A 23168-nucleotide genomic window follows, 5' to 3' on the forward strand; every position below is an offset into this window, starting at 1 on the left:
GGTACTGAGCTTCTGGGTAAAAAACAAGCCGCCTTCTCAGACAGAAGGCGGCTGTTGAGCTATCGAATACCGTCGTTAACTACGTTTTTGCCTAATGGCATCCCCATACTTGTACCTTTCACGAATCTAACAAATAAATAGCGAACAAGCGGCCCTACAATGCAGAGCTGTAGAGGAAAAGCAAACGCAAAATTCTTAACAACTAAAGATAAGTAATTTTTAAATAATGAGCCTTCTGAAAGACTATTAAAAAAGTAAGCCGTCCCCAAACCATAAAGTGACATACAGAGAACCATGCCAATGACCATACAACATGAAAGGGATAGAATTACAAATAGCCTTTTGGATTTGTCGTACGGTAATGAGAAGGCTATTTTCTTTGCTACTGGACCGACAATACATAATTCCAATACGAAAGCAGTGATAAAACATAAAATAAATTGAAGAAGCATTGCCTTTAGAGACATGGTGCCAATCAAGCCATTTGTATATAGATTATACAATGTCATGAATACGACCATCCCCAAGCACATCATTAAACCAAAATAAAAATTTTCCTTCTTCGTTGTTGGCAATTCCATCATCCCTTCTTTTGCTTTGCTAATTATATAAATAGTCGAAACCCTCACATAAGTGAACATTTTGTGAACAATTCGATAGACACTCTCTTTTAACACAAAAAAGGCATCGTTCATCTCAACGATACCTTGAAATGTTGCCGTTCTGATATTAGAGTGCTGCTTTAAAATACTTTATCCTAATGATGATGAATACGACGTTTGTTTCTCAAAATGTTGCGAATCATCTTATGATTAGGGAGCTGCCTGAATAACATATGTCCGGGATGCGGATTGGCCTCGATAATCCAGATTTGGCCACTCTTCTCAACAGCAAGATCAATGCCCAGCTCGCGAACCGGATGATTTTTGTCAATCGTGTCGGCAATAATTCTAGAAAGCTCGATGATCTGGTCCAAAATCTCTTTCATTTTTGCTCTGTCATTTTTAAAAACCCTTAAAAGCACTTTGGATAACGGCGCCGCATGTCCTCCCTTCCGATAATTGGTAACCACTTTTCGGGGTGCAGCGACACGACCGGTTACCCCTGAGATAACCCATTCCGAGTCTGGCTTTTGCATATACACTCTGGCATCAAAAATCGAACCTTTGTACTTGGCTAACTTGAGTCCTTGCTGTACCAAATAACGACGATGAGGTCTTCGGTAGCTTCTAATTGCTCTTCTTACGGCGTGGGATCTAACGACTCTGCGACTGGAGCCGCAACGAACTTCATATCTCCTCCCTACCTTTTTCGCGCGTATGATGCCGGTTCCCCCACTCCCATAATTAGGCTTGATGAAGACTGTGCGATAGGTATCCAGCATCCGTAAAGTCCTTGCATTCGTAATCCAGCGGGTTTCGGGCAAGTGCGAGCGTAAAATGGGATGTTGTTGCATTTCCTTGTATTGAATCATCTTTCCAATGGGCACGAATATCCCTCGATTCTGTTGGGTTTTTGCACACACTACATGAATATGCATCTATATTCTATCTTGGTAACGGCGAATGCCACAGTTTGCTATGTAAGAAGCGAATCTCCTATTTCCTATGTCGAGCCTCCTTTGATTTCAAAAGATAGATGGACAATGTATCTTTACATGACGGGGTTATTGTAAATGCCTATAAAGTTGATTCCAATAATATATTAGACCAATAGCAATTCTGGATATACGATGTGTATAAAATAACGTGAGGAGGAATGTTAACGTGTCTGTTTATGATTTTCAAGCAACCTTAATCAACGGGAAACCGATTGAATTCTCAAACTATAGAGGTAAGGTTCTCCTTATTGTAAACACTGCCAGCATGTGTAGCTTCTCCAGTCAATTCGCTGATCTGCAAAAGCTCTATGAAAGACGGAGGGAACAAGGTTTTGAAATCCTTGCGTTTCCTTGTAACCAATTCAATGAAAAAGAGCCGGGTAGCAATTCGGAGGTTCAGACATTCTGCCAAAATAACCATGGATTAACCTTCCCACTATTTGAGAAGACGGATGTAAGAGGTTTATCTGCTCATCCTTTATTTCAATATCTGACCCAACAGTCACCTTTTCAAGGCTTTGATACCCAGACCAAAGACGGTCAATGGATGGATGATTTCCTACGGGATAAATATCCAGAAATATACGTCGGCGACGGTATCAAGTGGAATTTTTCCAAATTCCTGATTAACCGTGATGGCCATGTAAAAGGCAGATTTGAAGTAACAACAGCGCCCTGTGCTATTGATCCTGTCATCGAATCGCTATTGTAGTTTTTCTGGTCACTTCTTTGGATTCTTTAAAAAAATGAGTATCAAATGACAAAAATGAATATTTGTCATTTGATACTCATTGTGTTATCCTGACTTCAAGGAGGTGACTCACACGGTAAGTTAACCGTGTCTCTATGGAAAAATCCTCAGATATACTGACCAAGGAACAGATTCTCATTGCTACAGAAGACACACTTAGGCGTTTTGGTGTAGCCAAGAGCTCCGTGACGGATGTTGCCAAAGTATTAGGAGTAAGTCACGGCACTATTTACCGACACTTTAAAAGTAAAGCCGAGCTTCTTGAAGGCGTGACCGAAAAATGGCTAAATGAAAAGATAATCGATCCGTTAACGGAGATATGCCAGGATTCATCTGTGCTAGGAATACCGCACTTAAAACGATATATACAGACCTTGATCGAGCTTAAGCAGTATTATGCCCGCGATGACGAGGAAATGTTTGGGATGTATACTCGGGTCACCGAGCAAGCCGCGGATTTAATCGACCAGCATATCGCCCACATTGTGGATCAGCTCGCTGACATTATTGCGCGCGGGGGCATCACAGTGGATCAACCCACCCAACTGGCACGTACACTTTTCTATGCCACAACCCGTTTCCATCATCCCGCACATGCTTACGAATGGAAAAGTCCGGCGATTGAGCGGGAGTTTTCGGAAGTGTGGATGCTTTTAGAAAAAGGGATATCTTAAACTATATAGAAAGAAGGCCAAACACATATGAAGCATTTGGATGGGAAAATAGCAATTATCACTGGCTCATCCAGGGGAATTGGACGTGCCATTGCTGAGCAGCTGGCTGATCTAGGTGCTGCTGTAGTTGTCAATTATGCCAACAGTCCGGATAGAGCTAAAGAAGTTGTAGCAGGCATTATTCAAAAAGGCGGAAAAGCCATAGCTCTCCACGCTGATCTGGGCAAGATGAGCGATATTGAAGCCTTATTTACCAATACGATTGCTGAATTCGGCAAAGTGGATATTCTGGTTAACAATGCCGGGCTGATGATTACCAAACCTCTGGCTGAGGTGACCGAAGCTGATTTTGACCAACAATTCGCGCTGAATGTAAAAGGTACCTTCTTTGCCTGTCAGCAAGCGATGAAATACATGGAGAATTACGGGAGAATCGTAAACCTCTCCACATCCGTGATCGGACAAATGTTTCCGGCTTATAGCGTATACGCGGGTACGAAAGGCGCGGTGGAGCAATTTACCCGTCAGCTAGCCAAGGAGTTCGGAAGCAGGCAAATTACGATCAATGCCGTGGCTCCCGGCCCTGTCAACACAGAGCTTTTTCAAGCAGGAAAAACAGAGCAGCAGATCGAAGGCATGAAGAAAATGAATGCTATGGGTCGTCTCGGTGAACCGGAAGATATCGCTGATGTGATTGAGTTTCTGGTCAGCGCTAAATCGCAGTGGGTTACCGGACAGACCATCCGCGTCAATGGCGGGTTCATCTAAAAGCTGGAATACATGAAATGGAGGCTATACACGTTCATGATATTACACAAAGGCGAGACCTTATTTCGACAAGGGGAAACTGGCCCTTTATATCACTTAAAAAGCGGCCTGTTAAAAATTATCCGAGTCCATGAAGACGGCTCGCAAATTTTAGTTAATGTAATTGTGCCCGATGAAATCATCCCGCACCACTCCCTCATCAGTCCCAATCCCTATTATGGTACCGCGATGGCGCTGGTCACCTCAGAGATTGAGGTTCTGTCGCAAAAAGAATGGTACCTGAAGCTGGAGCAGGACCCGGCTCAATGTCGAGCCATCGCTTTGCAGCTACAGGATAAGCTACGCATGATGCAACAACGAATTGACCAGCTCACAGAGGTATCGCCTGCCGAGAAGCTTCGGAAGCTTCAACGCTGGTTCCACTCCTACATCGCACCCGCTACGTTAACAGACGTACTGACGCAGGAGGAAATCGGGCAGTTCATCGGGCTACGTCGGGAGACGATCAACCGGCTATTGCGTGCTTCAAGCGCTCCATCTGCAAAAGATGGTGACGATAATGCATCTCGATGAGTCTAAACCACTCTCCCGCATTCAACGCGCCAAATCCGGGATGAGGAGAAGTAGACGACCCTGTTGATTTCTCAACGGTCGGCTCAATCTCTCTCATTTTACGGATCACCACATTCAATCCTTCTGCAATCTCTTCTTTGCTCGTCGGTTGGGGGGGAGTATACTGCGGAGATGGTGGGACTTGGATACGTATGGGTGGATAGCTTCCCAAGTTAAATGCGGCTGTGCCCGCCTCCGTTTTAGTCCCTTTTTCCCCATTAGACTGTAGACAAAGATCTATGTTCCTAAGATGCATATAAAGAGCAGAGTTCACCAAATGAAGATACATTTGTCCAAGCGACCATTGTCCCTCCTGCGGTGTGTACTGCAATTGCTCCAGGCTAAAGCTGTCCAATTCAAGAAGATAGTGCTGTACCGTTTCTTCAAAACGCTGTAATGTTTCGCTTGTATTCATATAGTAAATGCCCCTCTCTATCAAAGTAGCTTTACTATACAAGAATGCTACTGACAGCATTATGTCAGTAGCATTTCAACATTTTTTCCACTTCTGTCCGGACACGCTCGCGAAGCGATTCAGGCTCCAGCACTACCACATCTGCGCCCCAACCAAGTATCCATGATAGTAATTCCTCTGGGTGTCTAACACGGAAAAATACATGGATTCCATCCTCACGCTCCTCCATGGACTCCATGTAAAAATGGTTCGCTTCCTTCACTTTATCTACAATATCCGAACGGATTTGTATGTGAACATTTATGTGGCGGTCATCAGCTTGCTTATAATCCTGCAAATTAAAATCAATAGGCAACTGATAACCGTCCTCCAGCATGATCAGATCGTTCATACGCGACAAACGGAAATGGCGCAGCTGTTGCCGCAATTCGCATTGTCCAATCAAAACCCACGAACCATGCAGCAGTACAAGACCATAAGGAGCGACCACACGCACACTTTGGCGATTCCCGTCAGCCTCTGGCATTTTTTTGGAGTAACCAAACCGAACCTTCTGTTTAGCCAATACAGCGATGCGCAGCGTTTCCAAATAGGCTTTCTCTGTATGGTTTGTTCCTTTACCCACCGCCAGCAGTCTGATAGTCGTTCGCACCTGGGCAACTTCCCTGCGAACGCTCTCTGGTAAAATAGCTTCGATTTTTCTGCGTGAAGTTTGCGCCTTCATGCCATAGTCTGTATCAAATTTTTGTTCGACAAAATCTGTTCCGATTAGCAGCGCTACAGCCTCTTCTACAGTAAAGCTTACAGGAGGCAGGAAGTATCCCTCCATCAAAGAATATCCAATACCCGGTGCTCCTACAATCGGTACGCCCGATTCGCTGAGAGCCTGAATATCCCGATAGATCGTTCTCACACTCGTTTCGAAAATCGCCGCTAAATCCTCGGCCCGTATAATATCCTTACGTTGTAACTCTAGCAAGATAGCCAGCAAGCGGTCGGTTTTGTTCATACTATATCGCCCCGTCCTTGAGAGGATCTAAATGCACGAATTTAAAAGAGCAATAAGGGCAGTGCACTACTGCGGCTTATTGCTCTTTTTTTATAAAGTAGCTGCTTGTTGCTTTGTTACTTATAAAACACTTTTTCAACGTTATATTTAGCCTTTTGCGAATTGATGATGTAGGTTTCATAAATTTCACGATCTACCGCATCTTCCACAATACAGACCTCAATAATCGCCACTTCTTTCCGATTAGCCTTGATCGGCGATACGTTATCTTCAAAATGCTTTTTGATTCTGGGTCTTAACTTTCTTGCTTTACCAACGAACAGTAATTCCTCCTGTGCATTGTAGAACATAAAGATACCAGCCTTATCTCTAGGAATCAGGTGGAAATCTGTAAATCCATAAATATGGCTGAGCTCAGGGTTAACCTGTTTGGTAATTGTGATATCCGGAGTTGGAATCGTTATATTAATCACTATGTCACTTCCTCATTCTATATAGGTGTAAATATTACCACAAAGATGAAGGTAACACCATTCCATAAATTCCTGCCCCATTACTAACAGATCGGGAGGAATTTTATGATTTCCCTACTATGCGGAGTAGGTTGGTTTCCGTTACAATATGTCAGTGTGATTCTGGCATCGGCAGATTGACACGTACTTAAATATTATTGGAGGCTTCTATTTTTTCATGCAAAATGAATCTCATTCTAACGTAAAAATCATAACGGCCGATCCGAGCGCGATCGGCCTGTTTGGCTTGGCCATTGTAACGCTTGTAGCTTCATCCCAAAAGCTTGGTCTCACCGAGGGCTTGAGCTTTATTATTCCTTGGGCTATCTTCCTGGGTGCCTTTGCACAGCTGTTTGCCTGCATTCAGGATGCAAAGCATAACAACACCTTTGGCATGACGGCATTTGGCGCTTACGCCTTCTTCTGGTTAGCCGTAGCTAGTAGCTGGATGATTAAAATGGGCGTATTCGGCTCAGAGCTGGCATCAGCGGTGGATGGTAGGCAGCTCGGCGTTGCCTTTGCCGGCTATCTCATCTTTACGCTCTTCATGACCATTGGAGCAATGGAGACGCACAAGGTTCTATTTTTTATTTTTGTGTTGATTGATTTTCTGTTCCTCGGCCTTAGCTTCGATGCATTCGGCATCGCCCCAGAGGTGTTCCACACCATCGCCGCTTATGCTGAAATGGGCATTGGCCTACTCTCGCTGTACGGTACAGGAGCTGCTGTTCTGAATGCACATTTTGGCCGTACATTCCTGCCTGTAGGACGTCCTTTCGGCATCTTCAAACCACGTCCTTAGCTGCATATGTATGCCCCCCAAAGCCACCTTTCGCGCCGATCCGCGTTAAGACAGCTTTGGGGATATAAGGCTGGAATTACTCGGCTTGCTACTAGATGCTGCTTATTAAAGTTAACTTGAAGTCAAGTGCTGCCTTGTGTCGCTGTATCTGAACTAAACTGCCAAGTATAATATTGGTATAATAACAAAGTGAAAGGGGATGATATGGTTGAGAAAACGGCTGAACAATGGAGTTAATTGCACGCCGACTAAAGGCTGTCCGGTGGAAGTAACCTTAAGCATTATCGGCGGAAAGTGGAAAGGAATCATTCTGTACGAATTGCTGGGTGGAACTAAGCGGTTTCAAGATCTGCGGCGGGCACTTCCCACGGCCACTCAAAAAATGCTGACCCTCCAACTACGAGAGTTAGAGGCAGACAATCTCATTCACCGTGAAGTTCATCACCTTGTTCCGCCTAAAGTGGAATACTCGCTAACCCCGCTCGGAGCTTCGCTTGAGTCAATACTCACCCAAATGAAGGCTTGGGGAGAACGGTTTCAGGCCGAACATCATCTCTCACTTTTCAAACCTGAAATAACGAACCGGTGTAATAAATGAAACTGAGGATAAAAAAAGTGCCTAATTTACAATCTCCGCGTGTCGGATTAAGCTAAAGATGCTCGCCGGCGAAATCCTAGGACGTATGATCACCGTCCGACATACAGAGGAGAATAGATATGAGCGCATATGTTATCGTAGATATAAAAGTAGAGGAAGAAGCTGTTTTCAAACAATACGCAGAGCTAGCAGATGCGCTGCTGCAGGAAGTTCCGGGATTCCGCAACCTTACGCTAGATCCACAGCCCGAGACACTGGAAGGCACATGGAAGCCGTCAATAGTCGTAGTTCACGAATTCCCGACTTACGAGGCTGCCAAGCAGTTCTATTATTCCGATGACTACGCGCCCTTAATTAAGCTGCGTCAATCAGGAACTCAAGCTAACGTTATTCTGGTTAACGGAAGAGCATAAACTTCTGTTCTGCTACTTTTCATATACTAGGACAATTCGCACTCGAATTAGGTAACTAGCTTGTTTTATTTCATACTCATTAAATAAAACAAACTCCTACGTCCTATTAAGAACGTAGGAGTCTCTAGTACAATGGAAAGAATGTAACCGCAACCAATATATCAACCGCCTCCGCCAGCATCTTGTTCTCTCCCGGATGAAGGTAACACCATCCCATAAAATTATAGAGTGTCCCCTCCGACAGGCTTCATCGTTTTCTCCGCCATTCTGTCGAGTATCCAGACTAGTACCCCCACGGCAAGAGTGGCGATGACCGCCATAATTACTGTTCCGCCTACATGTAGCAGCAGCACGGGAACCCACAGCAGTCCAAGTATACGATGGACGGTTCGCATCCACTTGTTACGTACTTTATTAATATAGAAGCCGTATCCGGAGATAGCCAGCATAATGGCAAAAGCCGCCAGTCCGGAGTAGGTTTTGTGATCTTGAAGTTTGGTAATCAGGAAATAGACGCCATGAACGGCAATAAGAATCAAGGTCGCCCAACCCAGCAGTTTATGCAAGGAGTGAAACAACTTTCCGGCCTTTCGAACCAACATTGACGGCGATCTCAGTTGCTTCTTAAACCAGAACCAACAGAAAGGGGCCGCCCCAAGAAAAACGGAGATCGTGCCCAAGGTATTAAATATTTCCCCGTTGCCCCCACCACCTTTTCCGCCGGGACGTCCGCCCATGTGCTCTGGTACATTGCCGCCTCCCGGAGGTCGCATGCCAGGCTTGCCGCCGGAAACCGAGGACATGTAGTAATAGTAGATTACGAGTAGAGCCGCTACCGTAACTGCGATGATTGCCGGAATCCAAACCGTCTTTTTCATCTTTGTTTTCATTGTTATGCATCCTCCCCGGGAAAATTGCCTTGATTGTACCCGGTCAAGCTGAAAACAAGATGGAAGCTGGCTGAAAGTATCCCTTTTTTGGGTATATAAAATCATACAATGATAACAATGTATACAATAATTGTAATCAAAGGGGTGCTTGTGAAAATGAAACAAGACGAGTGTCGTACGACCTTCCCGCAATTTCCAGAATCGTATTGGTTAGCTTCAACTGACGTCCCCAATTTCCCCAAGCTTAATGAAGATATTCAGGTGGATGTTGCTATTGTAGGTGCGGGGATCACCGGTATTACCACTGCTTATTTACTTTCTAAAAAAGGACTACACGTCGCAGTCGTTGACGCAGGGCGGATACTTCATGGAACAACGGGCCATACCACCGCCAAAATTACCGCACAACATGATTTGATCTATAGCGAGTTCCTCTCACATTTTGGTAAAGAGAAAACCCGACTCTATTATGAAGCTAACCGCGATGCTCTTGAATTCATCAGACAAACGGTAGAAGAGTATCATATCGATTGTCAATTTACAGAAGAAGATGCCTACGTTTATACATGTGCGGATACGCATGTGGAAAAAATCAACGACGAATATAAAGCTTACAAGGAACTTGGCATCCCGGGAAGTTATGTCGAACAAACGCCTCTGCCCTTTTCAACTAAAGCAGCTATTATGATGGCAAACCAAGCTCAGTTTAATCCGATTCCTTTCTTAAGGTATCTAGCCAATCAAGTCATCCGGCAAGGCGGGAAGATTTATGAACAGACCACCGTTGTGGGTGTGGATAAAGGAACCCCCTCTATTATTAATACAAGCGACGGGCACAAGATTACCTGCAACTATGTCGTATCCTCCTCTCATTTTCCGTTCAATGATCCAAACAGTCTTTATTTTGCGCGATTGCATGCCGAGCGGTCTTATGTACTAGCGGTCAAGACGGACAAAACCTATCCGGGTGGTATGTACATAAGTGCGGAAACCCCTAAACGTTCGCTTCGCTCTGTACTAATAAACGGTGAACCGATGGTCATCGTCGGTGGCGAAGGCCACAAAACGGGTCAAGGAATCTGCACATTTCAATACTATGAAGCTTTAGAAAAGTTTGCAGAGCAAACATTTGGATTAAAGGAAATCGTCTATCGCTGGTCGGCACAGGACCTGTACTCGTTAGACAAGCTCCCTTATATCGGGCAGGAATTATCCGATGTTTCTAACATCCTCGTTGCTACGGGTTATAGAAAATGGGGGATGACCACAAGTGTCGCGGCGGCTTTATTAAATACGAATCTGATTACCAGAAGGGAAAGCCCGTATCGGGATCTTTTCTCCCCTTCAAGATTCCATGCAGACCCTGACATTAAAACATTTGTAACACAAAATGCGAATGTGGCGAAGCACTTGATTGCCGGTAAGCTGGAAATCAGCTATAAAAAAGCCGAAGAACTCCAGCAAGACGAAGGGGCAGTCGTCCGGGTAAACGGCAAAAGAGCGGGCGCCTATCGAGACCCACAAGGAGCTTTGCACCTGGTGGACACTACGTGCACCCATATGGGCTGTGAAGTTGACTGGAACGAGGCCGAAAGAACATGGGATTGCCCATGTCATGGCTCACGCTTTTCATATCAAGGCGAAGTAATTGAAGGACCCGCTAAAAAAGCACTTGGCAAGGTTGAAGCCGAATAGCACGATCCTTTCGGAATAAACCTAGTTATGTTCTGGACAACATACCTTCTAGAATCATAAAAGAAAGGTGAGCCTATGATAAGCCAACAGCCTACATTAGCGGCGCATGAGTCCCTAGAGATCCATGAAGTGCTTAACTTCAAAACGTTATGTTTAGCAAAGTCCAAATTAATGCAGGGCTTAGTATTCGATCAAGAGCTAAAGGATTTAATGGAAAAAGATGTTCAGCAATCTATTCAGGCTATTGCCGATTTGCAAGCAATCTATGCTAAAGCACCGTTTCAAGCGCCTGTTCCTGACTTCCGCCCAACACCAATTTTAAATTGAGGTGAATGATGTGACACCTAACCAGACCCAGTCCGCTAAAATGGATTATGTGGACCCAAAAAACTCATTAAATATGCCGGAAATGGCAGACACGACCCTTGCAATGGATTTTCTGGTTCGCGTCAAGGAAGGGGTTCGGAACACAGCAATAGCTTTGACAGAAACTGTCTCTACCGATGCCAGAACCCTATTACGTAATCAACTGCATCAAGGCATTGCGCTTCATCAGGAAATTACCGATCTTATGGTACGAAAAAAATGGTTTCATCCCTATGATCTGCAAAAGCAATATCAATTGGATCAACTGTCAGCCAATAAGACGGTGGACATCAGTAAAATGAAACTGTTCCCAGACGATACCACCCGCAAAGGTATGTTTGATCGCACGCCGGACGAACATATGGGAGGAAACCAGGCATGAAAGCAGTGACCTACCAAGGTATCAAAAACGTTGTGGTTAAAGATGTTCCGGACCCGAGTATTCAAAAAGCCGATGATGCGATTATTAGACTGACAACAACCGCTATTTGTGGTTCAGATCTGCATCTCATTCATGGAATGATTCCGAATCTACAAGAGGATTATGTAATTGGGCATGAGCCGATGGGGGTTGTAGAAGAAGTCGGCAGCGGCGTAACCAAATTGAAAAAGGGAGACCGCGTGATCATTCCGTTCAACATCGCGTGCGGTGAATGCTTTTATTGTAAAAACCAATTGGAAAGCCAATGTGATCATTCGAATGAGCATGGAGAAATGGGCGGTTTCTTCGGCTACTCCGGGACAACTGGTGGATATCCAGGTGGACAAGCTGAATATTTGCGTGTGCCTTTTGCCAACTTTACTCACTTCAAAATTCCGGAGAGTTGTGAACATCCTGACGAGAAGCTTTGCCTGATTGCTGATGCCATGACTACTGCATTCTGGAGCGTCGATAATGCCGGAGTGAAGGATGGGGATACCGTCGTTATTATCGGCTGTGGACCGGTAGGTCTGTTAGCGCAAAAGTTCGCCTGGTTCAAAGGGGCTAAACGAGTCATTGCGGCAGACTATCTCGATTATCGTCTGCAACACGCGAAGCGCACCAATCACGTGGAGATCGTGAATGTGGAATCGCAAGAAAACGTCGGCAACTACCTCAAGGAAATAACCAAAGGAGGCGCGGACGTAGTTATTGACTGCTCCGGCATGAGCGGCAAAATGTCTCCGCTGGAGTCCTTGGCTTCCGGACTTAAGCTTCACGGTGGAGCTTTAGGAGGATTGGTCATAGCTACACAGGCTGTCCGCAAAGGCGGCACCATTCAAGTTACCGGGGTATACGGCGGTCGATATAACGGTTTTCCTCTGGGAGACATTTTTCAGCGAAATGTTAATTTGCGTACTGGACAGGCTCCTGTGATTCACTATATGCCTTATATGTATGAGCTGATCGATACGGGGAAGGTTGACCCTGGGGACGTTGTCACACACGTTATTCCGCTAAGCGATGCCAAACGGGGGTATGAAATTTTCGATACCAGACAAGACAATTGCATCAAAGTTGTACTTAAACCTTAACTATCTATTGGACTGGAGGCAAATGTCGTATGGTGTATGGCCTGCACGAAACACTTGAAGTCCATGAATTGTCAGCATTCAAAACAGTGTGCCTTACCAAATCTAAAACAATGCAAGCATTGATCTCAGATCCGGTCCTCAAAGCTATATTGCAAAAGGATGTTGACCTAACAACACGGCAATTGCAAGAGTTGGGTAACATTTTAAATCAAGCCTCGTCATCACAGGAGGTAAAACAATGAACATACTCTTGGAGCATTTGACCGGACTAAATATTTTAACCGACCAAGTGATTGCTGCCGATTTCTTAAACACCGCCAAAAGCGGTGTGAGAAATTACGCCATGGCTGTAACGGAAGCGGGAACTCCAGAAATTAAGGCTATGCTTACAAAACAACTGGATGAAGCTATTGATATGCATGAGCAAATCTCAACGTACATGATCGAACGCGGCTGGTATCACCCATGGAACGTAAACGAGCAGCTGTCGATGGATCTGCAAAATATCAATACCGCATTGCAAGCTCCTGTTTTGTAAAAGGATGCCTTCGACATTATACGAAGCACGTTCTTGCGTATATATAAAGCCCCCAAAGCCGTCCGTTACGCTGATTGGCGTTAAAGACGACTTTGGGGGTTATTTCGTGGTCCTCATTATTCCGCTTGCCAATTTGGCATCCGCTCTGCCGGGTAACGAAGGCCCGCTGCCATTCCTTTGGGGATGATTGCGTTAATAGTCTCCATTTCCTCTGCGGACAAGCCCACATTCACTGCTCCTGCATTTTCCTCTAAATACGTGACCCGTTTAGTACCGGGAATCGGTACAATTCCCTCTTGCGCAAGCAGCCAGGCCAAAGCAAGCTGAGAAGGCTTGACTCCTTTTTGAGCCGCAAGATCCTTAACATGCTGCACGAGATCCAGATTCTTCTGGAAATTCTCAGGCTGAAAACGCGGCACCGTGCGACGGAAATCATCTTCTGCAAAATCATCAAACTTCTGAATTTGCCCACTCAAAAAGCCGCGGCCCAGTGGACTGTAGGCCACAAATTCGATGCCCAGCTCCTTACATGTGGGTATAACCTCATCTTCCGCTTCCCGGCTCCATAAGGAGTATTCTGTTTGCAACGCTGTAATCGGGTGTACCTTGTGAGCACGTCTGATCAGTGCAGGAGACGCTTCGGATAGCCCCAGATAGCGGACTTTACCCGCTTGAACCAGATCACTCATCGCCCCTACTGTTTCTTCAATAGGCACATTCGGGTCAACACGATGCTGATAGTACAAATCAATCACATCTACACCCAATCTTTGCAGGCTGCGATCACATGCCTGTTTTACATATTCAGGACGACCGCTGACACCCATGAATCCCCCATCCTCCCCGCGCATAATGGAGAATTTGGTAGCCAACACTACCTCATCCCGGTGGCTGCGCAGGACTTGACTGATCAGTTTTTCATTTTTCCCCACACCGTACACATCGGCTGTATCCCAGAAGTTGATCCCCAGCTCCAACGCACGATGAAGTGTTTTGATCGATTCCTGATCATCCAACTCACCATAATACTCGGACATCCCCATGCAGCCCAGACCCAGAGCAGATACTTGAAGCTCGCTGTTACCCAGTTGTTTCTTTTTCAATTCTATCACTCCCAAATTGTCAGAATAGTTACGTATTTCCTAATCACCACGTCACACCCAGTATGTTACTACTTAAAGTTAACTTTAAGTCAAGTGGTTTCTTGTATATGATGTTTCAAATTTTTTTAGAAAAATTTGATTTCCGGGTTGTAAAAGACAGCTGTAAATTTCCTATATATATGAGAAACGAATTATCGCGCGAGATTCTGTTTCAAAATCATCTAATTGGAGGTTTCCCATGCCAGCAAACTACTCTTACACCAAAACGTCTGATGGTTTCCATGTGATCATTACGCCAGCCTCGAATATTCAAAATAAAAATATTCGAAGCCGGATCACACAGCAAACCGATTACGGGATTAATGGGGGCTTCTTTTACCCTATCAGCACCACAAAACCACCAACTCAAGGTTTATCCATGGCGGTGACACCTAATAACACTCACGATATTAAGGCAAATGCCAAAGAGAATAGTCGAGGTACTGCATTTATTTTTACGGAAAGCAACAAAACAAAAATAGGGATTACCCGTACTTCAAGTCTGACGGATCTCAAAAAACAAATGGGAACGGCCATTAAGTACAAATCCATTATTAGCGGCGGTAGTCTGTCACTGAAGAATGAGGAAGAAGTATGGCTCAAGGAGCTGAAAGAGATTGAAAATTTCGATCTGAACGGAACCTTGCGATACACCGAATCCATCGGACGGACAGGCTTGGGCTTCAAAGTCGTCAATAACATTTGGCAGGTCTACCTGGTTGTTCATGAAAATGCGACGCTCAAACAACTTCGCAACTATTTTATCAAGCAGGATTGCTTCGAAGCCATTCTTCTGGATGGTGGAGGCTCGTCCGGCATTCAGGTCAAAAATTCTGCAGGCACTATGGTCAAATATGAGCAAACACGTTATATCTACAACATGGTAAAACTTGTAAACATCACCTAAGTCTTATGACGTGCTTCCATAAGAGTAAGGAGGCCTTACTGGCCTCCTCTACAAATTATCCAGCACGACCACTTCCAATGCTAGGAAAACAGGTGTTGCAGGGTACACATAGGAGATTTCAATGGATTGCCCCACCTGTAATTCTGCCGGACGGATTAATTGCCTCCGCTGACCATCCATCTGCTCATAAATATGTGTATCTGGAACGGATATATAGACCGATTGGATAGGCTTCTCCGTTGGATCTTCACTTTGAGATAGTTCTTGAGCAAATTGAACCGGCTGTTCAAATTGGATCAAATAGTCCATGCTGGGGGCTGCCAATGGTTGTTCGATCTCTTTATCCATTTTTTCGATGCTTTTAATTTTAGCACGCCCCGTGTATACCGTTGTGCTTTCCAGCCGTTCTAAATCAAAAATGGATTGAGCCACCACTTCATTTGTATGAGGTTGTTTAACTGGCGACGCCGATTCCGTTTTAGAACATGCCGACAATAAGGCTGATACAAGTAAGACTAGGACAAAAACTCCTTTTCTCATCAGTGATCCTCCCTAATCTGGTTTATCATTTGCGACTTACTAATAAGACGTGACAGGAACAATTTGGTTGCTTTCATCATGTATTCATCCATTACTATTTCGAAAGGTGTGTAGTTTATATGTTAAAAAAACTCGCTCTAACAGCTCTTGCCGCATCAACACTTCTAGTGGGGAGCTCCATTACGGCAAGCGCCGATTCTGCCGTGAATTACGACCATTTGCTTTCAGCAGGGACCACTAACGCTTACTTGGCTATGGAAGATGGATCTTCATTTTACGCAACGGGAAGTAACGGCAATGGCAAGCTCGGCGTGGGCGCTGGCGGAGGGAATAATAAAACAAGCCCGATGCAAGCAGATGTATCTGACATCGCTATGATTGATGCTGGTGATTTGCACTCAACCTTGCTCAAAAAAGACGGAACGATCTGGTCTTGGGGTTTTGCAAGTTACGGCGAACTAGGAACAGGGAACAAGCGGGATACGGCAAGAGTCCCTGTTAAAAACAAATATATTGATAATGTTAAGGAAGTGAGAGCAGGAGGTCAATTTACACTTGCCCTCAAAAATGACGGTACGGTGTGGGCTTATGGAGAAAACAACTTTGGGCAACTGGGCATTGGCACCAAAGGAGTTTCCGCCTTTTCCGTTAAGCCTGTCCAGGTACAAGGCTTAGAAGATATTGTAGCCATTGACGCTGGTGACAGTTTTGGCGCAGCTCTAGACAAAAATAATCAGTTATGGGTATGGGGGCGTGGTTATGATGGCGCTCTGGGACAGGACGATAAAGAAAACCAGCTTACCCCTGTTCAATACCGAATTGATGATATCAAAACCTTTACCGCTGGAGCTGACCGTATTTATGTATTAACGAACAGCGGGGAAGTATACGCTTCGGGTAGCAATACTTCTGGTAAGCTGGGGGATGGAACCTCTACCTTTAGAAGATCACCTGTATTGATCAACATTTCCGACGTAAATAGACTGAAAGCAGGCAAAACCCAAACTTTCGCGCTGAAAAATGACGGAACTCTTTGGGGTTGGGGAACTAATAATGAAGGACAGGTAGGTGACGGGACCGATGTATTTTCTGTTAAAGTCCCATCCCAAGTTGTAGATGACACTAACACGCCACTAACCGATGTAGTAGCATTCAGTGCAGCAGGAACCCACTCCCATGCTTTGACAGCCGATGGGACGGTCTGGTCCTGGGGATTTAATAGAAATGGTGAACTGGGAATTGGCAATACCAAGCAACAAAATGCAGCCACTAAAACCAACTTCCCGAATCCATTTTCAAAATAAGCATAGCTCTTCCGTGCTTCTCAATCTAAAAGAAGCCAAAGTAGCAGTTCAATCAACTGCTGCTTTGGCTCTTTAATTTTACTTAGGAGCTGCTTATTACAAATAAGCCTATGATTATGTATGAACAGAAGCGCTTCACAGCTTCTGAAAGATAGTAAGGAAATTCTTTTACAGAGCTAAAGCCTCTTCCGTAATCTTTTTGATATCAATGGATGAAGGCGTTTCTTCCTTTACCATATCTGGTAGGATATTTTCCAAAAAATATTCAACGCAGTGTAATTGAATATTCTTGATTTTTACAAGCGCATTACGGTACATCACGATAAATTCCTTTTCGGTATTCCCCCGCTGAAGCTCGGCAAATGCTTCATACACCTGATCCATTTTATCCGCTACTTCTAAAATTAAACCTTCAACAGAATCATCTTTACCTTCTCTTAGCTGTTTGCGGAAAATCGCTTTAAAATCCTCGGGAATATTCTCTTCAATAAAATACTCAATCATACCTTCTTCGACCTGCTGGATTAATAGCCGCAGTTCCTTGGAGGAATGCTTAACAGGCGTCTTAATGTCTCCAATAAAAATCTCCCCATAATCGTGACTGCTGGTAATCTCGTATAGTTTTTTCCAGTCAATGCAGACACCGTTTCTCTCTTCAATATCAGCTAGCGTTTTGGCATATTGTACTACTTTCCAGGAATGAGCCGATACACTATGTTCCTCGAATTTAAACTTGCCCGGACAACGGATAATTCTTTCCAACTCATTTAGCGATCGAAAATAGGTGTGAATCCCCATCCATGCATCCATCCTTTTAACGGTATGAGATTGTAGATATAAACCAACTATAAACCTCAACTATTAACAGCAGATTATCGCAATATCAAGTTGATTCAACCCCATATAGCACATAAACAAATTTTGCTATACACTTTATATAAAAAAATTAAAAAGTGGTGAAATCGTTGTTTAAAATCTTGCTGATTGAAGATGATGAAACTTTGTTCCATGAAATAAAGGACAGGTTAACTCAATGGGCATATGATGTGTACGGTATCCAGGATTTTAGTAAAGTCATTCAAGAATTCACAACGATAAAGCCTGATCTGGTCGTGATTGATATTCAATTACCGAAATTTGATGGTTTTCATTGGTGTCGAATGATTCGATCCCACTCTAACGTCCCGATCATCTTTTTATCATCGCGGGATCACCCTACGGATATAGTGATGTCAATGCAGCTTGGAGCGGATGATTTTATCCAAAAACCGTTTCATTTTGATGTACTGATTGCAAAATTACAGGCGACACTTCGCCGTGTATACAATTACAATACAGAACCTGTTTCCCTGAAAACATGGCGTGGAGCGACGGTCGATTATGAAAAAAATGTAGTAGCCAATGAGGCTGGCTCCATCGAATTAACCAAGAACGAGATTTTTATTTTGAAGCTGCTGATTGAACAAAAAAATAAAATTGTCGCACGAGAGGAATTAATTAAAAGCCTCTGGGATGATGAACGTTTTGTCAGCGACAATACCCTGACCGTCAATTTGAACCGCCTGCGTAAAAAATTGGACGAGCTGGATTTGGGCCGTTTCATTGAAACGAAAGTGGGGCAAGGCTACATGGCTACAGAAGAGGCACCTGCCTATGATTAAAAAATATCTGAGGGAAAGGTTGAGCTGGATTCTACTGTTTGTGTGTCAGCAATTCCTGATCCTGTTCATCGCTTATGTGGATGCAGCAATTCCATTAATGCCGATCCTTTATATCGTCTTCTTATCTATGATGATTTTCTTGGTTTTTTTAATCATTCGCTATCTCAAAGAAACTAAATTCTATACCACATTAGAAGAATGGGAGAGCCCTCTAGAACTAACAGGTATAGGCGAACCAGAGAGTCCGTTTGAGCAAATCATTGAACAAAAAATCACTGACCAGACCGAACGGTTACAACAGATCATCTCGCAAAATCAACTAACACTTGAACATGAAAAAGATGAACTACTATCCTGGATTCATGAGGTAAAAACACCTTTAACCACCATGCATTTGATGATTGAGCGGTTGGACGACAAGTCCCTAAAAGCTCAGTTAACCTATGAATGGCTACGAATTCACTTACTGCTGGATCAACAGCTCCATCACAAACGCATATCTTTTATTGAAAATGATCTATATGTCGAGCAAGTGGATTTAAAATCTCTGGTTTTTAAAGAAATCAAAGCATTACAGTCATGGTGCATCCAAAAAGGGATCGGTTTTGACATCCAACTTGAGCAAATGGAAGTGCTAAGTGATGCCAAATGGCTGGCTTTTATCATCAGACAGCTCTTAACCAATGCCATCAAATATAGCGATGCCAGCGATATTATCATTCACAGCTATGAACAAAGGGATCGAATACAGCTTGAGGTCCAAGACTTTGGGCGCGGTATTGATCCGAAGGATATACCTCGTATTTTCGAGAAAGGTTTTACATCCACGACCCAACATTCTGATCATACTTCGACGGGCATGGGGTTATATTTAACGAAAAAGGCAGCGCAGTCCCTGCTCATACATATAGATGTGCACTCCAAACCGAACATGGGTACTACCTTCACTTTAATTTTCCCCAAACGAAATGATTTCGTAAGTATGATGAGCATGTGACAGAGATGTCACATGCTTTTATATACTGTTCGCCCAATCAAAGGAAAATCATCGGCACGATTTTTATAATAAGGCTACAAGAACAATAAGGAGTGCATCGAAGTGAATATTTTAGAAGCCCATAAGATTCACAAAAGCTATGGTAATAAGCTAAATATGCAGGAGGTTTTGAAGGGAATAGATATCGTTATTGAAGAAGGTGAATTTGTCAGTATTATGGGAGCCTCCGGTTCAGGTAAAACCACACTGCTAAATGTCCTCTCCTCCATTGATAAAGTGAGCCACGGTTCCATTAAGATCAATGATATCGAAATGACGAAAATGAAAGAAAAGCAACTGGCTGAATTCCGCAAAAAGCATTTAGGCTTTATTTTTCAGGAGTATAATCTGCTGGATACGCTCACCGTGAAGGAAAACATCCTCTTGCCTCTATCTATCACTAAAACGCCTAAAAAAGAGGCTAACCGAAGATTTCAGGAAGTCGCTACAGAACTGGGGATTTATGAGCTCAAGGACAAATACCCCAATGAAATCTCGGGCGGGCAGAAACAGCGTACATCTGCGGCTAGAGCGTTTATTCATGAGCCTACTATTATTTTTGCCGATGAACCTACGGGTGCGCTTGATTCGAAGTCGGCATCCGATTTATTAAACAAGCTGGGTCAGCTGAACCAAAAGCGCAAGGCAACGATTATTATGGTCACGCACGATCCGGTTGCAGCCAGCCATTGCAGCCGCGTTATTTTTATTAAGGATGGGCAAATGTATACGCAGCTTCATAAAGGCGTGCAGGAGAGACAAAGCTTCTTCCAGGATATCATGAAAACCCAAGCGGTCTTAGGCGGGGTTCAACATGAACATTAATCTACTCATTCTTAAAAATCTGAAAAAAAATCTGAGCAATTATTATCTCTATGTTTTTGCTCTCATTTTCAGTGTTGCGCTCTATTTCTCCTTCGTCACATTACAGTACGATCCCTCCATGGATGAAGTGAAGGGTTCTGTTAAAGGTGCAGCCTCCATACGGGCAGCTTCTGTTTTACTGGTCGCTATTGTCTGCATTTTCCTTATGTATGCTAATAATATTTTTATAAAAAGACGTAGTAAAGAAATTGGCTTATTTCAATTGATTGGAATGACAAAAAACAAAATTTTTCGCATTCTAAGTGCTGAAAACTTAATTTTATACTTCGGTTCGCTTTTCGTCGGAATAGGGGTTGGATTCTCCTTTTCCAAACTAGTGATCATGATCTTATTTAAGACGACGGGTGTCGAAGCCATTGCCACTCTATATTTCTCTAACCAAGCACTGACTCAAACACTCATCGTTTTTGTTGTCATCTACTTACTGATCATGGTCATGAATTATTCTTTTATCAAAAGACAAAGTATTTTGTCCTTGTTCCGAGTGACCTCAACCACCGAAGGGAAAATCAAGAAAATAACGATCTTTGAGATGATCATCGGGATCATTGGCATCTCGCTTATCGCCTTAGGTTACTATGTTTCCTCCAGATTATTTGGTGGAGATTTTACATCCTTAAATGAACTATTTATGGCGATGGTGTTTATTTTGGGCTCTGTCATCATCGGGACATTTCTTTTTTATAAAGGATCCATCCGCTTTATCTCCAATATCATCAGAAAAAGCAAAGGCGGATATTTAAACATCCATGAGGTGCTGTCCCTCTCATCCATTATGTTCCGCATGAAATCCAATGCTTTGTTGTTAACCATTATTACGACAGTATCGGCACTTGCTATCGGTTTACTATCCTTAAGCTATATCGCCTATTATTCTGCGGATCAAGCAGCTGAGGACAATGTACCTTCCCATTTTGCCATGACGAATGTGCCGGATGCGGAGAAATTCAAAGCGTTACTTCATCAGCATGATATAAAGTATCGAGAAAAGAAAATTGAAGTCATTCAAGTCAGTGTGAAGACAGCACAAATTATGGAGACTCCTATGGAACCATTAAATGATGGTACGGATTCCATGACACTGCCTGTCATTAGCGACCAATCTGTGGAGGGTACGGATGTATCTCCAGGCCAAACGGTTTTAACGGGCTATAATGATATGTTACAGAAATTCATGTCCTTGAAAGACTTTGGACCCTTGGATTTGAAGGGAAAAACAGAAGTCATACCTCAACAATATGTGGGTCTAAAAAGGGATTATGTCATTCCTTACTATTTTACAGCCGGGGGGCTACCCACTGCCATTGTAGATGAAACCATCTTTGAGCGGTTAAAAAAAGACGTAAATCCTAAGATTCAGAAGAAGTCATCCCCATATATTGGAATTGATATACTAAATGAAGCACAGATCAAAGAGGCCGATCGACTGTTTGCAGCTGCGAATTTTAACGATCAACAAACATCACAGCTTGAAATGAGCAGCAATCAGAAGAGAAATATGGGAGTGATCATGTTTGTTGTTGGCTTTTTGGGACTGACCTTTCTCATTACATCAGGCTGTATTCTTTATTTTAAGCAGATGGATGAGAGCGAAGACGAAAAGGCCAATTATACTGTATTGAGAAAGTTAGGCTTCACCCAAAGTGACCTGCTGCGAGGCATTAAAATAAAACAACTCTTTAACTTCGGCATTCCGTTAGTGATTGGCCTATCACACAGCTATTTCGCCGTCCAATCCGGCTGGTTCTTGTTTGGAACCGAAGTTTGGATGCCTATGATCATCGTAATGGTACTGTACACTGCCCTATATTCCATTTTTGGAGTTCTATCCATTCTGTACTATAAAAAGGTCATTAAAGCAGCTTTATAATCAGTCATACGCCCAAAAGTCTCTGGCAAAAAAGTGCCAGGGGCTTTTCCAAATATTTGAGCATTTTCGTTCCTGCGTGTACAATAAAATAACTATCATCGTAGCCCCAAAGGGGGAGAGCATATTTTATTATTACTCATCAATGGCATCGGCATTATAGCGAATATTATACTCGGTTCCTCTGTAGGGGTGGCTATTATCGTAGGAATCGTCTTTTTCCTGATCGGCTTCCCTGAGTTTAAAAAATCGCCCAAACTCACGAAAAAGGCTAAAAAAGATATCACTTATATTATGTCAACATTATTAACGCTTGTGATATTCGTAGTTATCGTTTCTTGGAATATTCATACTTCAGGTGACCTGTTTCTTGAAGGTCCGCTAACACCGCAGATGAAGCTTCACTGGGGGCAAAAGGTATTGATATTGGGGTTGGTGGAAGGTCTATGGGCTGTCATCAGTCTAAAATGGCTGTTGCCCATCTTTTTTGATCCGCTAGATCTCAGTAAGAAGCAAATCCTTGTTTTAGTGAGCGGGATTGCACTTAGTATGATTTCAGGCATCTATGCGATGCTTGAAGCAAGTTAAAAAGTCTCGCCCTTCTCTGTTAAGGAACAGGAAGAGCGAGACTTTGTTATTGATGGCTTCCCTCTAGAGAGGCTCGTGTG

29 protein-coding genes are annotated in these 23168 nt (G+C 43.6%); 20 read left to right on the forward strand and 9 right to left on the reverse strand.

Annotated features, from left to right (window positions below; all coding sequences use genetic code 11):
* Positions 1-59: 59 nt before the first annotated feature.
* Positions 60-575 carry a hypothetical protein gene (locus tag PPM_RS25680; protein ID WP_025675731.1) on the reverse strand — a complete coding sequence of 172 codons (516 nt, stop codon included), beginning with the start codon at positions 573-575 and terminating at the stop codon, positions 60-62.
* Positions 576-757: 182 nt separating this feature from the next.
* Complete coding sequence (locus tag PPM_RS25685) at positions 758-1489, reverse strand: YheC/YheD family protein (protein WP_025675730.1); 732 nt, start codon at positions 1487-1489, stop codon at positions 758-760.
* Between the two features lie 277 nt (positions 1490-1766).
* Here PPM_RS25685 and PPM_RS25690 point away from each other — a divergent pair, with 277 nt between their 5' ends.
* The 4 genes from PPM_RS25690 to PPM_RS25705 all read left to right on the forward strand — a co-directional run bounded on the left by PPM_RS25690 (position 1767) and on the right by PPM_RS25705 (position 4366).
* The gene (locus PPM_RS25690; RefSeq protein ID WP_013373774.1) at positions 1767-2312 is read left to right on the forward strand and encodes a glutathione peroxidase; all 546 of its coding nucleotides are present in this window, start codon (positions 1767-1769) and stop codon (positions 2310-2312) included.
* 134 nt (positions 2313-2446) lie between these two features.
* A complete protein-coding gene (locus tag PPM_RS25695; RefSeq protein ID WP_013373775.1) occupies positions 2447-3025 on the forward strand; it encodes a TetR/AcrR family transcriptional regulator in 579 nt (192 codons plus the stop codon).
* 27 nt (positions 3026-3052) lie between these two features.
* Complete coding sequence (locus PPM_RS25700) at positions 3053-3793, forward strand: SDR family oxidoreductase (RefSeq protein ID WP_013373776.1); 741 nt, start codon at positions 3053-3055, stop codon at positions 3791-3793.
* A 36-nt stretch (positions 3794-3829) separates the two neighbouring features.
* The gene (locus PPM_RS25705; RefSeq protein ID WP_013373777.1) at positions 3830-4366 is read left to right on the forward strand and encodes a Crp/Fnr family transcriptional regulator; all 537 of its coding nucleotides are present in this window, start codon (positions 3830-3832) and stop codon (positions 4364-4366) included.
* On the opposite strand, the gene PPM_RS28895 is transcribed toward PPM_RS25705, so the two are convergent.
* From PPM_RS28895 to PPM_RS25715, 3 genes are all read right to left on the reverse strand, one after another.
* Positions 4299-4820, reverse strand: coding sequence for a DinB family protein (locus tag PPM_RS28895; protein ID WP_013373778.1), 522 nt, complete (start codon positions 4818-4820; stop codon positions 4299-4301). The two genes, PPM_RS25705 and PPM_RS28895, sit on opposite strands and share 68 nt — an antisense overlap.
* Positions 4821-4884: 64 nt before the next feature.
* Entirely contained in the window at positions 4885-5829 is a 945-nt protein-coding gene (locus PPM_RS25710) for a helix-turn-helix transcriptional regulator (protein ID WP_013373779.1), read from the reverse strand.
* A 116-nt stretch (positions 5830-5945) separates the two neighbouring features.
* The gene (locus PPM_RS25715) at positions 5946-6302 is read right to left on the reverse strand and encodes a nucleotide excision repair endonuclease (RefSeq protein ID WP_013373780.1); all 357 of its coding nucleotides are present in this window, start codon (positions 6300-6302) and stop codon (positions 5946-5948) included.
* Positions 6303-6519: 217 nt separating this feature from the next.
* Between PPM_RS25715 and PPM_RS25720 the strand changes: the two genes are divergently transcribed.
* From PPM_RS25720 to PPM_RS25730, 3 genes are all read left to right on the forward strand, one after another.
* Entirely contained in the window at positions 6520-7143 is a 624-nt protein-coding gene (locus PPM_RS25720; protein ID WP_013373781.1) for an acetate uptake transporter, read from the forward strand.
* 199 nt (positions 7144-7342) lie between these two features.
* A complete protein-coding gene (locus PPM_RS25725; protein WP_016324903.1) occupies positions 7343-7741 on the forward strand; it encodes a winged helix-turn-helix transcriptional regulator in 399 nt (132 codons plus the stop codon).
* Positions 7742-7860: 119 nt separating this feature from the next.
* A complete protein-coding gene (locus tag PPM_RS25730) occupies positions 7861-8154 on the forward strand; it encodes a DUF1330 domain-containing protein (RefSeq protein ID WP_013373783.1) in 294 nt (97 codons plus the stop codon).
* Positions 8155-8375: 221 nt separating this feature from the next.
* On the opposite strand, the gene PPM_RS25735 is transcribed toward PPM_RS25730, so the two are convergent.
* Positions 8376-9044, reverse strand: a complete 669-nt coding sequence (locus tag PPM_RS25735; RefSeq protein ID WP_013373784.1) for a hypothetical protein — start codon at positions 9042-9044, stop codon at positions 8376-8378.
* A gap of 156 nt (positions 9045-9200) precedes the next feature.
* Between PPM_RS25735 and PPM_RS25740 the strand changes: the two genes are divergently transcribed.
* The 6 genes from PPM_RS25740 to PPM_RS25765 all read left to right on the forward strand — a co-directional run bounded on the left by PPM_RS25740 (position 9201) and on the right by PPM_RS25765 (position 13158).
* Complete coding sequence (locus tag PPM_RS25740) at positions 9201-10739, forward strand: FAD-dependent oxidoreductase (protein WP_013373785.1); 1539 nt, start codon at positions 9201-9203, stop codon at positions 10737-10739.
* Between the two features lie 75 nt (positions 10740-10814).
* Entirely contained in the window at positions 10815-11066 is a 252-nt protein-coding gene (locus tag PPM_RS25745; protein WP_016324904.1) for a hypothetical protein, read from the forward strand.
* Between the two features lie 40 nt (positions 11067-11106).
* Complete coding sequence (locus PPM_RS25750) at positions 11107-11487, forward strand: spore coat protein (RefSeq protein WP_043886153.1); 381 nt, start codon at positions 11107-11109, stop codon at positions 11485-11487.
* Positions 11484-12620: a zinc-dependent alcohol dehydrogenase gene (locus tag PPM_RS25755; RefSeq protein ID WP_013373788.1), complete on the forward strand. Its 1137-nt coding sequence runs from the start codon at positions 11484-11486 to the stop codon at positions 12618-12620. The genes PPM_RS25750 and PPM_RS25755 overlap by 4 nt, the downstream gene beginning before the upstream one ends.
* A gap of 29 nt (positions 12621-12649) precedes the next feature.
* Positions 12650-12862, forward strand: coding sequence for a hypothetical protein (locus PPM_RS30315; protein ID WP_013373789.1), 213 nt, complete (start codon positions 12650-12652; stop codon positions 12860-12862).
* A complete protein-coding gene (locus PPM_RS25765; protein ID WP_013373790.1) occupies positions 12859-13158 on the forward strand; it encodes a spore coat protein in 300 nt (99 codons plus the stop codon). The genes PPM_RS30315 and PPM_RS25765 overlap by 4 nt, the downstream gene beginning before the upstream one ends.
* Positions 13159-13274: 116 nt before the next feature.
* On the opposite strand, the gene PPM_RS25770 is transcribed toward PPM_RS25765, so the two are convergent.
* Positions 13275-14261 (reverse strand): aldo/keto reductase, encoded by a 987-nt coding sequence (locus PPM_RS25770; RefSeq protein ID WP_013373791.1) that lies wholly within the window; start codon positions 14259-14261, stop codon positions 13275-13277.
* Positions 14262-14499: 238 nt separating this feature from the next.
* Between PPM_RS25770 and PPM_RS25775 the strand changes: the two genes are divergently transcribed.
* On the forward strand, positions 14500-15207 hold the full coding sequence (locus tag PPM_RS25775) for a phosphodiester glycosidase family protein (RefSeq protein WP_016324905.1): 708 nt from the start codon (positions 14500-14502) through the stop codon (positions 15205-15207).
* A 48-nt stretch (positions 15208-15255) separates the two neighbouring features.
* On the opposite strand, the gene PPM_RS25780 is transcribed toward PPM_RS25775, so the two are convergent.
* Positions 15256-15747: a hypothetical protein gene (locus PPM_RS25780; RefSeq protein WP_016324906.1), complete on the reverse strand. Its 492-nt coding sequence runs from the start codon at positions 15745-15747 to the stop codon at positions 15256-15258.
* 119 nt (positions 15748-15866) lie between these two features.
* Between PPM_RS25780 and PPM_RS25785 the strand changes: the two genes are divergently transcribed.
* Positions 15867-17051 carry an RCC1 domain-containing protein gene (locus tag PPM_RS25785; protein ID WP_016324907.1) on the forward strand — a complete coding sequence of 395 codons (1185 nt, stop codon included), beginning with the start codon at positions 15867-15869 and terminating at the stop codon, positions 17049-17051.
* A gap of 168 nt (positions 17052-17219) precedes the next feature.
* Here the strand turns inward: PPM_RS25785 and PPM_RS25790 are convergent, their stop codons facing one another.
* Positions 17220-17849 (reverse strand): YfbR-like 5'-deoxynucleotidase, encoded by a 630-nt coding sequence (locus PPM_RS25790; RefSeq protein ID WP_013373797.1) that lies wholly within the window; start codon positions 17847-17849, stop codon positions 17220-17222.
* Positions 17850-18016: 167 nt separating this feature from the next.
* On the opposite strand from PPM_RS25790, the gene PPM_RS25795 reads away from it, so the two are divergent.
* The 5 genes from PPM_RS25795 to PPM_RS25815 all read left to right on the forward strand — a co-directional run bounded on the left by PPM_RS25795 (position 18017) and on the right by PPM_RS25815 (position 23088).
* A complete protein-coding gene (locus PPM_RS25795; RefSeq protein ID WP_016324908.1) occupies positions 18017-18712 on the forward strand; it encodes a response regulator transcription factor in 696 nt (231 codons plus the stop codon).
* A complete protein-coding gene (locus PPM_RS25800) occupies positions 18705-19709 on the forward strand; it encodes a sensor histidine kinase (RefSeq protein ID WP_016324909.1) in 1005 nt (334 codons plus the stop codon). Before PPM_RS25795 ends, PPM_RS25800 begins: the two co-directional genes overlap by 8 nt.
* A 102-nt stretch (positions 19710-19811) precedes the next feature.
* Positions 19812-20573, forward strand: a complete 762-nt coding sequence (locus tag PPM_RS25805; RefSeq protein ID WP_013373800.1) for an ABC transporter ATP-binding protein — start codon at positions 19812-19814, stop codon at positions 20571-20573.
* On the forward strand, positions 20563-22503 hold the full coding sequence (locus PPM_RS25810; protein ID WP_016324910.1) for an ABC transporter permease: 1941 nt from the start codon (positions 20563-20565) through the stop codon (positions 22501-22503). The genes PPM_RS25805 and PPM_RS25810 overlap by 11 nt, the downstream gene beginning before the upstream one ends.
* A gap of 189 nt (positions 22504-22692) precedes the next feature.
* Positions 22693-23088 (forward strand): hypothetical protein, encoded by a 396-nt coding sequence (locus PPM_RS25815; RefSeq protein ID WP_013373802.1) that lies wholly within the window; start codon positions 22693-22695, stop codon positions 23086-23088.
* Positions 23089-23168 lie beyond the last annotated feature (80 nt).

It is taken from the genome of Paenibacillus polymyxa M1, assembly GCF_000237325.1.
In the GTDB taxonomy this organism is placed as follows: Bacteria; Bacillota; Bacilli; order Paenibacillales; family Paenibacillaceae; genus Paenibacillus; species Paenibacillus polymyxa_C.